The 11,642-nt window shown below is 60.9% G+C and carries 10 protein-coding genes; 7 read left to right on the forward strand and 3 right to left on the reverse strand.

The window, feature by feature from the left end:
* Positions 1–276: 276 nt before the first annotated feature.
* The 6 genes from J4G43_RS55955 (at position 277) to J4G43_RS15365 (ending at position 6,460) form a co-directional block, all read left to right on the forward strand.
* The gene (locus tag J4G43_RS55955) at positions 277–975 is read left to right on the forward strand and encodes a hypothetical protein (protein ID WP_225005708.1); all 699 of its coding nucleotides are present in this window, start codon (positions 277–279) and stop codon (positions 973–975) included.
* A gap of 1,037 nt (positions 976–2,012) precedes the next feature.
* On the forward strand, positions 2,013–2,276 hold the full coding sequence (locus J4G43_RS15345; RefSeq protein ID WP_208085276.1) for a DUF1488 family protein: 264 nt from the start codon (positions 2,013–2,015) through the stop codon (positions 2,274–2,276).
* 103 nt (positions 2,277–2,379) lie between these two features.
* Entirely contained in the window at positions 2,380–2,697 is a 318-nt protein-coding gene (locus tag J4G43_RS15350) for a co-chaperone GroES (RefSeq protein ID WP_166088289.1), read from the forward strand.
* A 141-nt stretch (positions 2,698–2,838) separates the two neighbouring features.
* Positions 2,839–4,497 carry a chaperonin GroEL gene (gene groL, locus J4G43_RS15355; RefSeq protein ID WP_208085277.1) on the forward strand — a complete coding sequence of 553 codons (1,659 nt, stop codon included), beginning with the start codon at positions 2,839–2,841 and terminating at the stop codon, positions 4,495–4,497.
* 583 nt (positions 4,498–5,080) lie between these two features.
* Positions 5,081–5,464: a hypothetical protein gene (locus tag J4G43_RS15360; RefSeq protein WP_208085278.1), complete on the forward strand. Its 384-nt coding sequence runs from the start codon at positions 5,081–5,083 to the stop codon at positions 5,462–5,464.
* A gap of 321 nt (positions 5,465–5,785) precedes the next feature.
* Positions 5,786–6,460 (forward strand): Crp/Fnr family transcriptional regulator, encoded by a 675-nt coding sequence (locus tag J4G43_RS15365; protein ID WP_063984903.1) that lies wholly within the window; start codon positions 5,786–5,788, stop codon positions 6,458–6,460.
* Positions 6,461–7,303: 843 nt separating this feature from the next.
* Here J4G43_RS15365 and J4G43_RS15370 read toward each other — a convergent pair.
* Positions 7,304–8,260: a hypothetical protein gene (locus J4G43_RS15370; protein WP_208085279.1), complete on the reverse strand. Its 957-nt coding sequence runs from the start codon at positions 8,258–8,260 to the stop codon at positions 7,304–7,306.
* A 282-nt stretch (positions 8,261–8,542) separates the two neighbouring features.
* Here J4G43_RS15370 and J4G43_RS15375 point away from each other — a divergent pair, with 282 nt between their 5' ends.
* Positions 8,543–9,010 carry a hypothetical protein gene (locus J4G43_RS15375; protein ID WP_063984901.1) on the forward strand — a complete coding sequence of 156 codons (468 nt, stop codon included), beginning with the start codon at positions 8,543–8,545 and terminating at the stop codon, positions 9,008–9,010.
* Positions 9,011–9,057: 47 nt separating this feature from the next.
* Here J4G43_RS15375 and J4G43_RS15380 read toward each other — a convergent pair whose 3' ends face one another.
* Positions 9,058–10,080, reverse strand: a complete 1,023-nt coding sequence (locus J4G43_RS15380) for an alpha/beta hydrolase (protein ID WP_208089330.1) — start codon at positions 10,078–10,080, stop codon at positions 9,058–9,060.
* A 234-nt stretch (positions 10,081–10,314) separates the two neighbouring features.
* A complete protein-coding gene (locus J4G43_RS15385) occupies positions 10,315–11,565 on the reverse strand; it encodes a Bcr/CflA family efflux MFS transporter (protein WP_208085280.1) in 1,251 nt (416 codons plus the stop codon).
* Positions 11,566–11,642 lie beyond the last annotated feature (77 nt).

Below are 11,642 nucleotides of genomic sequence, written 5' to 3' on the forward strand. Positions count from 1 at the left end.
GACGGGCAGTTGCCCGCGCCATACGAGATCGCGGAAGCATGGGAACAACGCGCCGCGAACGCGCGGCCGCGCGGACTGATAACAGGTGCCCGCACCGGCGAGGAGATCGGCGCGTGGTGGAACAGGCTCGGCGAGCGAGTCGGCGGAGCGATGGTGGACTCCCAACCGGGCGACGTCGGAGTCATGGCTTTGGCTGCGGTCGTGAGCACCGCGTTCACGGTCGTCGGGAGTGTGCATGCCTTTGTGGACGATCCCGACTCTGCGATCCGCGGCGTCATGCGCTTCGGATCAGGGTTCGCCCAGGGAGCGGACGACATCGCTGCCGGGAACATAGCTCTCGGCGTATCGCGGATCGTGGGTGAGGGCGCGCAGGGTTTATCGTTAGCGTTGGGTGGTGTGGCATCCGCAAGGGCATTTGGTGTTCGCGGTACATATCAACCTCCGCCGGTACAACCAGTCGCATCCCCACCAGCCGCTACTCCAGCATCGCCTGTTTCGGCTTCCGCTCCGACACCACCTGCACCAGCTTCTGCCCCGGTACCACCTGAACCAGTTTCTGCTCCGGCGCCAGCTGCACCAGCTTCCGCGCCAGCTACACTGGCTCCTTCTTCAGCGCCGGCTGTGCACGGAAATAGTCTGGACAGTACCAGGCTGCACCATGTGTACGAGATTCACGATACAGCTACGCCGGGCATTCCACACAAGACGGGAGTCAGCGGCCAGCCTCTACAGAAGAGCGGTTTGTCGCCGCGCGCGGCCAAGCAAGTAAATGCGTTGAACAAGGCGAACCCGGTTCCTAGCGGCCAGCCCCCGAGATTCTCCCAAAGAGTGATTGGACAGGGCCTCCCGAATCGCCGTGCGGCATTCGCGTTCGAGCAATACGGCGTCAATGTACAGACAAACACACTTGGCAAACCTGGGGTCGGAAACAGCTTGCCCAAACCGAATCAAATGTATGGGCCCGGGGCGCGCTAGCGCATCACCGGCCTTTCTGTTCGAGAGCTTTCGCTTCGGCCAACCGATCGCACCGACGCAGAGAATGAACGTACGGCCAAGGTTCAGATCTGCCGTCCTGGCTTGCGCCATCCATGCCTTCCTAGGCGGAGGTGACAAGCAGCCGGTCGAATTGCTGGCCGACGAGGACCGGACTACCCCGGCAGCTTCGCCGACGCGCAGATGGACGGAAAGACCGCTTCTGCCGCGCAAAGCCGACATTCGAACTCTCAACGGAAATCTGGTGCCTAAAGAAGTATCCGACCGCGAGACGGGTTGGGGATGTTCGACCCCAATTCGGTGTTACCTGACGAAAATTCGCTGTTTCGCGAATTGTTTTCCCTGATCAGTTGAGTAGGGAAATGCTTGAAAAGTAGCTGCGACACCGCGATTTACGGCTCAGCGGTTGCCTCTCTGCGCCTAAAAATGCAGTTTTCCCTGTAAAATTCCCTGTTAGCAGGGAATTAGTCCGGAGACGGGCGCGATCAGCACTGCGTCGCCAGCCAATTGATATTGCTTACCAAATCGACATCATCGTTGCCCCATTTGGAGAGCGGATGGCGCTGTCCGCTGGAGACGTTGCTGTTTTTGTTCGCCACCATTCACTCAGAACATCTTCCAGAAACTCGAGATCAGTTACCCGGACGGTGTTCGCGAATTTCGCACAACGATCGCGCGGGTCGCTGAAGGACAAGCTGACCACCTGTAGGACTGAGCGCAGTACGAGTGACGGTCGTACCTTGTGAAAGGATCGCATCAACTGCCGCCGCGCTGAGCTCGTGAGTCATAGCGGAGCCAACTAGCTGTTGGCTTGAGCCGATAGCGCGGGTGAGCCGAGATGACTACCACTGAAAATTTATTGCAGCGACGATCAACAGCCCGAAGAAGATCACGAGGCTGGTCGCACTTAATTTTCGTGGGCAGTTGTAATCCGATTCCAGAGTAGCCATTTATGGTTTAGCGCAGCCGGATCGCTCTTAGAACCTATTCCCGTTGCGCAAACTTGATCGGACCCAACCATGATCGAGTTTCCGAATTTCAGTCGTTCATATAACCGAACGCGGCACGCCGTGCGTTTTTGGGGATACGATAGCGCGTTAGAGGCATCGTTCTTCATAGAGGAAGACGCGCTGAGGCGACTTGAACCGGGCGCTCACTCCAACAATGAATCGGATTTCCTGAGCGCATTCGATTCCAATCGTGATGTGATATGTGCCGCCGCTGCCAGGGTGTACGTCCGCGGCAGCAGGGGCTCTTACGATCTGGTCGCCGCCAATTTTTGAGACGAAGCCTCACGTCTTGATGGAAGCGGAAGACTTCGTTTACGGCACGTGCTTCATTACGACTGCCAATCCAGAAATAATCACAAAAGCCAGGGAGGATCGCATGAAATTCCGTCCGCTCCATGACCGCGTCGTGGTCAAGCGCATAGAGGCCGAAGACAAGACAGCCGGTGGCATCATCATTCCGGACACCGCCAAGGAGAAGCCCTCCCAGGGCGAAGTCATCGCCGTCGGCCCCGGTGGCCGCGACGAAGCCGGCAAGCTGATCCCGATCGACCTGAAGGTCGGCGACCGCGTGCTGTTCGGCAAGTGGTCCGGCACTGAAGTCAAGATCGACGGCGTCGACCTGCTGATCATGAAGGAAAGCGACATCATGGGCGTCCTCACGGATCTGCCGGCCACCAAGAAGAAGGCCGCGTAAGCGCCAGCCGGTTTTCCTTACCCTGAGGATTCGGCGTAGCCGGGTTCTCGAAGGATGAGGCCCGCAATTCAAATCTCATCCCTCAAGAGCTCGCCAGTTGCGCGGCCTTTGGGATCTGACCAGTTGAAAACGGAGATCGCCATGTCAGCCAAAGAAGTCAAATTCGGCGTCGATGCCCGCGACCGCATGTTGCGCGGCGTCGAAATTCTCAACAACGCGGTAAAGGTGACGCTCGGTCCGAAGGGCCGCAACGTTGTCCTCGACAAGTCGTTCGGCGCTCCCCGCATCACCAAGGATGGCGTCACCGTCGCCAAGGAGATCGAGCTCGAAGAGAAGTTCGAGAACATGGGCGCACAGATGGTGCGCGAAGTCGCCTCCAAGTCAGCTGACGCGGCCGGCGATGGCACCACCACCGCCACCGTGCTCGCGGCTGCGATCGTGAAGGAAGGCGCCAAGGCGGTTGCCGCCGGCATGAACCCGATGGACCTCAAGCGCGGCATCGACTTGGCAGTGGACGCCGTCGTCGCCGACCTCGTCAAGAACTCCAAGAAGGTCACCTCGAACGAGGAGATCGCCCAGGTCGGCACCATCTCGGCCAACGGCGATGCGGAGATTGGCAAGTTCCTCTCCGACGCCATGAAGAAGGTTGGCAACGAAGGCGTCATCACGGTTGAAGAAGCCAAGTCGCTCGAGACTGAACTCGAGGTCGTCGAAGGCATGCAGTTCGACCGCGGCTACATCTCGCCCTACTTCGTCACCAACGCCGACAAGATGCGCGTTGAAATGGACGACGCCTATATCCTGATCTACGAGAAAAAGCTGTCCAGCCTGAACGAACTGCTGCCGCTCCTGGAAGCAGTCGTACAGAGCGGCAAGCCGCTCGTTATCATCGCCGAAGACGTGGAAGGCGAGGCGCTCGCCACCCTCGTCGTCAACCGTCTGCGCGGCGGCCTGAAGGTCGCGGCCGTCAAGGCTCCGGGCTTCGGCGATCGCCGCAAGGCCATGCTGCAGGACATCGCGATCCTGGCCGGCGGCCAGGCGATCTCGGAGGATCTCGGCATCAAGCTCGAGAACGTCACGCTCAACATGCTCGGTCGTGCCAAGAAGGTGATGATCGACAAGGAGAACACAACGATCGTCAACGGCGCCGGCAAGAAGGCCGACATCGAGGCGCGCGTGGCCCAGATCAAGGCGCAGATCGAGGAGACCACCTCGGACTACGACCGTGAGAAACTCCAGGAGCGTCTCGCCAAGCTCGCAGGCGGCGTCGCGGTGATCCGCGTCGGCGGCGCGACCGAGGTCGAGGTGAAGGAGCGCAAGGATCGCGTTGATGACGCGATGCATGCGACCCGCGCGGCGGTCGAGGAAGGCATCGTCCCGGGCGGCGGCGTCGCCTTGCTGCGAGCCTCCGAGCATCTCAAGGGGTTGCGCACCAAGAACGACGACCAGAAAACCGGCGTCGAGATCGTGCGCAAGGCGCTGTCGGCCCCCGCTCGCCAGATCGCGATCAACGCCGGTGAAGACGGCTCGGTGATCGTCGGCAAGATCCTGGAAAAGGAACAGTACGCCTACGGCTTCGACTCGCAGACCGGTGAGTATGGCAACTTGGTCGCCAAGGGCATCATCGACCCGACCAAGGTGGTTCGCGTGGCGATCCAGAACGCGGCCTCGGTTGCGGCTCTCCTGATCACCACCGAAGCCATGGTGGCCGAGGTGCCGAAGAGGAACGCCGGCGGCGGCGCGCCTGCGGGTGGCGGCGGCATGGGAGGCATGGGAGGCATGGGCGGTATGGATTTCTAGGTCAACCCGCTCATGGCCGAACGGCAGACAAGGGAAGGGATGGCCGATTTCCAGGAGGCAGAAGCGACGATCTGCTCACAGGAAAGGGGCAGTTCAGAACCGCATGCGCACTCCGCAGTCCGGCAAACCCTTCCAGGGAAGCTTCTCCTCGTTTGCCGAGACGCCGAGGTGAGACTGCTGTTCTATCGGCCTCGACTGCGAACGGCCTTCCCAAGTGAAAAGCCCGGCCGCGAGGGCCGGGCTGATCGGTAATATATTCAAGTCAGGCAATGCAGGAATAAAGCGGGGAGAGGCGTCGCCGTCTGTTCGAAAAGGAACACCTGAACCGATTATTGGTACCGCCCGCGCTCAACTGCGAAAGGCGGAGAATCTCACAAAGGCCCTGCATTTCCAGCAGCATCAAGGGTGCAGATACTCGCCGTGGCGCGCTGGCATCAGACTGCAGCGAGCCGGCGCATCAAGCCATCCCGAAGGTATCCCTACGCGAGTGCAGTGAGCAATTTGGTACAGACGCCGATCCCTCGACGTGTCTAGCCTCCTTAACCGGTGAAGCTCAACATACCTCTAAATCAAGGCGAAGATCATGGAAATCTCCAGGGAGACGAAAGCTGCCGTGCGGCCGGCACTGTGGGGAGCCGTGGCCGGAGCAATTGCTCTGGCAATCGTGGGTTTCAGCTGGGGCGGCTGGGTGACGGGTGGGGCCGCCGAGACGCTCGCGAGGAATAGTGCTGCGACGGCTGTCGTCACAGCTCTCACACCCATCTGCGTTGAGAAGTTTCGACAAGCCGCTGATGCGTCGGAAAACCTGGTCGCAATGAAGAAGACGACCTATGCGTGGGATCAGAGCAAGTTCGTCGAAAAAGGCGGTTGGGCCACGATGCCGGGAAGCACTGAGCCAAATTCAGCCGTTGCGAAAGCTTGTGCCGAATCGCTTGGTAGCAAGAAAGCTGTGGAGCTGCGCGGATAGTCAGGCAAGTCGCGCGGCGGAAATCTGCGCATAGACGCGCCGGCCCCTAGACACGTCTGCATCTTGCGCAGTGGAAGGGGGCTCCTGCAAAGCAGACCAGGCAGTCGTCGCCAGATGGTCAAGCATCAAATTCGTCGTATCTACTTTGAACGGAGAACTCGATGGGACGAAATCCCTGAAGCCCAGGTCGAGCCGAGCGCTTCCCCTCGTCATTTCAGTTCCCGATTTGCCGCACGCCACGCGGCCTTCCAACGGGTGAACATCCTTTCAATTGTGGTAGTATGATTGCGTGTTAATGGTCCAGCGAACGAGAGTCCTGCCTTGGTGAAAGCGGCGAAGGACTTTGATCCCAGAGCATTCCTTGCCAAGGTCGGGGCCGGGAAATCGATCTCGAAAGTTGGCAAAGGTCGGAGCGTGTTCGTGCAGGGAGATGCCGCGGACGCGGTATTCTACATTCAAGAGGGAAAGATCAAGCTCACGGTCGTTTCGGACCAAGGCAAGGAAGCCGTCGTTGGGATTTTGGAGCCCGGACAATTCTTTGGCGAGGGCTGCCTCAATGGTCATCCATTGCGTCTTGCCACGACTACGGCAATGGAGTCCTGTGTCATCACGAGAATATCGAAGACGGCGATGACTACAGCGCTCGAAGGCAAGCCGAAGTTCTCTCAATTGTTCATGGCGTATTTGCTCGCGCGCAATAGCCGGATTGAAGAAGACCTGATCGACCAACTCTTCAATTCGAGCGAGAAACGCTTGGCGCGCCTGCTGCTTCTGCTGGCGAACTTCGGCAAGGAAGCCAGCTCGCAGCCCATTGGCGTCAATATCAGCCAGGAAACGCTGGCCGAAATGATCGGTACGACCCGATCACGGGTCAGCTTCTTCATGAACAAGTTCCGGAAGCTTGGCTTCATCAGCTACAATGGAAAGATCGAGGTCCATAGCTCGCTTCTGAACGCGGTTCTGCGCGACAAACCCGAGATAGACCGGAAGAACTGACCGCCGCGCGGCCAAACCGAGCGCCGGGCCAAACGCGGGACATTAGCCCACTCGAATAGCGGATCAGGGCGGCAGTTCGTCGCGGACCGAGCCTCCCTCGTTCTCCCATCGTGACAGAGCGGTTGCGCTCGATCTCGCATCGCCAGGCGTGTCCTTTTTCAAAGGCAGCTTGTTGCGACCGATTTCATTGTTGCGCCTGTGATCCGTCAAAAAGACGAAGCCGGCCCGCCAGGTGTTGAATTTACGCCTTCCTCAGCGCTGGCCGAAACCTTAACGAGCTCGCCGGACGCGGTCGCTCTTGCGCGATGCTGCTGAGATTTGGACATATGCAGAGCCCTTTCGTTGGAAGTCTCCGCGCACTCCGGCCAATCTCGACGGTTGACCAAGGTGGACTTAAATGTGGGGATCGAAGCGATGAATAGCGAGCCCTCGGCATAAATAAGATTGCCAGAGGAGCGCACGGATCGCTTTGCCGTGCGTCCAATCGTGCCGCGCGGCAAAAGAGCTGCTGTAGCGGATTGTAGTGAGAAACAATTCACTGCCATCTTCGACGACATCGTAGTTGCGAGCGATGGAGTCGGCAGCAATTGGCGGCGAGGAGCACGCGCCCGGCAGCGTCCGACCAATCCCTCAGGCGCGGCAATGATGCTGACAGACAGAGACACCGTAATCGCGTCCCGGCGCTGGTTCGCACCCAAGCTTCTGATCTATCGACCAGTGGGATTCGCTGCCGGATGGTAAGACAAGCTGTCCTTGCTTCATTTGGAAATGGCGCAGTCCGCTGCCCGTTGAAGAGAGATCGGGCAGCGACGGCGGCACGGTGGGGCCGTTGGCGATTGATGATCAACTCGGCGTTCGCGGCTTGCTGCTGTTTGATGATGGGCCGCCTGATGCTTGCCGTTCCTTCGCTTCGTAATATTCGGCTGAGAATTTGATGGACCATCGCGCGAAGAACGAACGCAATTCCTGAGTGGGCTTCTCGACGCCGAAATGCTCTGCGACATGCGCCTCGCGCAACCACCTCACCGCCGACGTGAGGCCGGCAATGCGCTCGAGCCTCTCAACCGCTGCGGTCCCGGCGATCTCTGCCTGCCGATAGCGAAGGCCGACCTTTCTGATCACATGCACGCGCTTGATGATGTCGTAGCCCTTGAAGACGAGCTGAACGAGTGGATGCTTTCTGGCCTGCGGCCAGGCTGCCGGATAGACCGGTAGCACCAGAAGCTTGCTCTTCGCGATGACCGTTGCGAGCGGATGCAGGAGTTGCATCCAGGCTGGCCAGGACGTGACCTTGGCAAACAATACCGCGTGCATCGCCGTCGCCGCACCGAAAGAGATCGGCAGCCAAAGGACCGCGCACAGGATCACGAGCAATGCGGCGTTCGGCGTGAGATGCCGGCATGTTCTGAACACCCATGCCATGCCGCCTTCAAAGGCATCATGTATGGCTTGTTCGAACGCCCGATAGCTGATCTTCCGCCGGAACCACAACCAGTTTCGGCGAATCGATCTACCCCACTGTCGACGCTTCGCCGCGGACAGGGGAAGGAAGCGCACCGCTCCATCGATGACGGCAACGATGACATCGCCGACAAGCCTGGCTGCGAAGAGCGGAAGCCAGACAATCTGCATTGCAAAGGGGAAGGCGTAGTCGAGCATCCGCATCAAGATCGAAAGAACGAAACGCAGGATCTTGTTCGTGACGAGCGCGACAACAACAAGTGGGATGATAATCACATCGTCGAGCGCACCGCGAAAGCGGTTTTCCTCGGTCCATGCCGGGTGACGACCATCGGTCACGGTGCACCGTCCGGGCTGAGTGCCGGCTCAGACTAGCACATTGCGCGCTCGAGGGGGGCCTCAGGTGCCGGTCGTCAGGCGACAGCGAGCACTCCGCATAAGGGACCAGTTCGCATGACCCGCGTTAACCCTGTCTCTGATCTTGTCCGGTCGCCGCGCCGGCTGGTTCGGTTCTGCCGCCAAGCCGCCTTATTGGATGTCTGCAATTGGTCTCCGATTTACGGGAGCTTATTTTTCGGCAGGCTTTGAACGAGGCGTCGCGTTCGGGAAGCGTGAAATCAGATGAAGGCGGCTCTCATCCTCGTTGGCTTCAGTACACTCGCGGTGATGGAGCTTGAGACGGCGCCGCGCATGACCAAGCCCGTGAACGCGCCACCTGTTCAGGCGACCGTCGGGTTGCGCGTCTCAGCCGATACGCTGACGACGGCAGACCGGCTCGGGACCCCGCACATGCACATGCAATTTGAGGCGCCTCCGCAGCCGGTCTCCTTGAGCGAACCGATGCCTCCGCCGGATCAAACAGCGAATGTTGCGCCAGAGCCTTTGAAGATCATCGCGCCACACCAGCGCACCGCAAGCGGGAGAAAATTCGCGGTCATGCTGCCCAGACCTCGGCCCGTGCAGGGAACGTCCAAGGCATTTGCGAATGCCAAGCGCGCCAAGCCAGTCGCGGAGGTCAAGCCCTGCCGGTCAGGTGTCTTCGATGGCCTGTTCAAGGCATTGAACCTGTCAACGGGATGTCAGAGCTAGCCCCAAGATACCTCTCCATCGGCGATATCGTTTCCGCCACGCCGGGTTCACGCGGCCACGGTATCAATCGAGCGGCGTATCACCTGGCGCACCTCCGCATTCGACAGGAACAGGTCGTGGTTGATAACGCCCCAGCCTGCCTCGGACGCATCGACCACGCGCACCCCGAGCCCTTCGATGGCGGTCTTCTCGGCAGCGCCGACCCGTGTCATCCCACCAGCGAGTTGCCCCGACAACGCCAGCGCGCGGTCGTTCGTTGCGGCGATGACGGTGATCTTGCGCGAAAGCGGACCGATGCGGTTGATCGACGACGAGAATACGTCCATGTCGATGTCCGGCGCGGCGAACACCACGGCCCCGATCCTGCCCGCAACGGCGTCACCGGATCGCGCATAGAGCTGGCGCAGGCTTTCGAGCGTCAGCATGGTTCCCATGCTGTGAGCGACGATGTGGACGCGGCCGGCGTTTGAACTCGTCACGACAGATTGCAGCACGCGTTCGAAGCCATCGCGGGACCACATTGCGCTGTCGCGGTCATAGGCGTAGTCGAACAGTCCTGCCTTCGAGGGCCAGGAGAATACCATCGTCTGGCCGCGGAACCTGATGCCATCGGAGAGATGCGCAGCATCGAGCGCCGCTGTCTCGAACGTCTGCTTGAAGCCGTGCACGTAGATCAGGACGTCTGGTCCGCCGCCGGCCTGCGCGACAAGACTGCCGACATCGCCCGATACCGGCTCGACCCCATCAAGACGCCAATCGTCAAGTCCCGCTGCAGCCAGAGAAAAACGGCTGTCACCAGGCGCCACAAGCTTCGCTCGTGCGACGGTCATCGTAGAAGCCCGCTCCGGCCCGAACCACGGCTTCGACCGGCCGCCGTTCACTGGCTTACGCGTGGTTACGACGAGCAACGTAGGGTCGACCGAGAGCGATGAAGCGTCGTAGCGTGCGCCGGTAGCACCCAAGCTGGCGCATCCGCCCAGCGCGACAACGCAGGCTGAGGACGCAAGCCCGCCAAAGAGCGCACGGCGGGACGCAATCACTTCGTGTTGCACTAAACGTCGGATGATCACGCAGAACCTTTGGGAACTGCCCCCTGAAGGAGCCCGCCCCTGCGCGCGTTCCTGAATGATGATGGCGGCGAGAATAAGGGCGGGGCGCGCCACGCCGCTTGTTCCAAATGCGGATTGAAATCGTCGAATAATCAAACAGGTTTTGGTTCCGCCATGCGGAGGTTCGATCCCTCACTGGCCTAGTCAGGTCGCAACCCGACGGATGCGCCGGGCTGCCAGCTGGATTCGGCCAACTCAGGACTTCGTGGGGCTGCGGACCGCCACGCCGGGATCGATCGTCTGCGACGGTAGGCGGCGTTCGGCGGGGCGCGCGACCAGCAGATAGAGAACCAGAGCGAGCAGCGACGTTGCCGCCATCACCGCCGTCATCGACAACGCGGTCCGCCCGTCGAAGCGAAGTGCGACCAGCCCGCTCGATATTGCGCCGGCGGTCAGCTGAATGCTTCCGGCGGCAGCGCTGACGGCGCCCGCGATCTCCGGGAGACGCTGCATCGTCGCGCTCATCACGTTCGGCACGCTGAACCCGAAGCCGAGTGCGACCGCCATCAGCAGCGCGACCACGAGTGACGTGGGCATCCAGCCGGCCAATGTCATCGCGAGCAGGGCGGTGCTGGCGGCGGCCGACAGCGTCAGCCCGGTTGTGAGCATGCGCGCCGACTCTACGCCGCGCCGGCCGAGCTGGCCGTCGAGAAAGGCGCCGACCATGACGGCCCCCGAGCATGCGCTGAAGATCAGCCCATATTGCTCGGGGCGCAGTCCGATGGCGCCGACGAAGAACAGCGAGGCGCCGGTGACGTAGGCAAACACGGTCGCGCCGCCCGCGGCGCCGACCAGGATGAAAGGCAACGACACCGGATGCATCAGCACCTGGCGGTAGCTGTCGATGACAGCTGAAAGCCCCAGGCGGCCGGCGCGGTCGGTCGTCGCAGTCTCCGCGAAGCGAAACATCACCACGACCAGCAGCATGAGACCGATCCCCGCCTGGACGGCATAGATCGATCGCCAGCCGGCGATCGCCAGCAGGGCGGCGCCGGCCGTCGGTGCGATCACGGTCGCGACATTGACCGTGACCATGACGTTGGCGATCTTGCCTCGCGCGGCGTTGCCGTCGAAGAGATCGCGAATGATGGCAAAGGTCGTTGCGGTGGCGGCGGCGCCGATGCCCTGGACGAAGCGGCCCAGCAACAGAACCGGCAGCGAGGACGCTTTCGCACAGGCAAGGCTTGCGGCGACGAACAATACGAGGCCGAATGCCAGAATCGGCTTGCGGCCCAGGCGGTCGGAGATAGGTCCGTAGATCAGCGGCGCGGTGGCGAGGCTGAGCATGAAGGCGCTCATGGTCAGCCCGACATCCGACGCGCTCGCGTCGAGCGTCGCGCCGGTCGCGGCCAGCGCCGGCAGATTGATGTCGATGCCGGAATAGGGCACGGCCGCCAGAAAACCGAGCAGCAGCGTGAAGGCGAAGGATGCGGGGTCGATTTGCATGGACAGATTTCCGGTTCCGGCTTGATCGATGTGCATGAGGTGATGGAGGTGCGGTCGCCCGCCCTCCATCGCCGCGT

Source organism: Bradyrhizobium barranii subsp. barranii (assembly GCF_017565645.3).
Classification (GTDB): domain Bacteria; phylum Pseudomonadota; class Alphaproteobacteria; order Rhizobiales; family Xanthobacteraceae; genus Bradyrhizobium; species Bradyrhizobium barranii.

Excerpts from the sequence above, each read along its gene's own strand:
- J4G43_RS55955 (WP_225005708.1), top strand. The coding sequence starts at position 277 with ATGCGCTTCGGATCAGGGTTCGCCCAGGGAGCGGACGACATCGCTGCC.
- J4G43_RS15345 (WP_208085276.1), top strand. The coding sequence starts at position 2,013 with ATGATCGAGTTTCCGAATTTCAGTCGTTCATATAACCGAACGCGGCAC.
- J4G43_RS15350 (WP_166088289.1), top strand. The coding sequence starts at position 2,380 with ATGAAATTCCGTCCGCTCCATGACCGCGTCGTGGTCAAGCGCATAGAG.
- groL (WP_208085277.1), top strand. The coding sequence starts at position 2,839 with ATGTCAGCCAAAGAAGTCAAATTCGGCGTCGATGCCCGCGACCGCATG.
- J4G43_RS15360 (WP_208085278.1), top strand. The coding sequence starts at position 5,081 with ATGGAAATCTCCAGGGAGACGAAAGCTGCCGTGCGGCCGGCACTGTGG.
- J4G43_RS15375 (WP_063984901.1), top strand. The coding sequence starts at position 8,543 with ATGAAGGCGGCTCTCATCCTCGTTGGCTTCAGTACACTCGCGGTGATG.
- J4G43_RS15385 (WP_208085280.1), bottom strand. The coding sequence starts at position 11,565 with ATGCAAATCGACCCCGCATCCTTCGCCTTCACGCTGCTGCTCGGTTTT.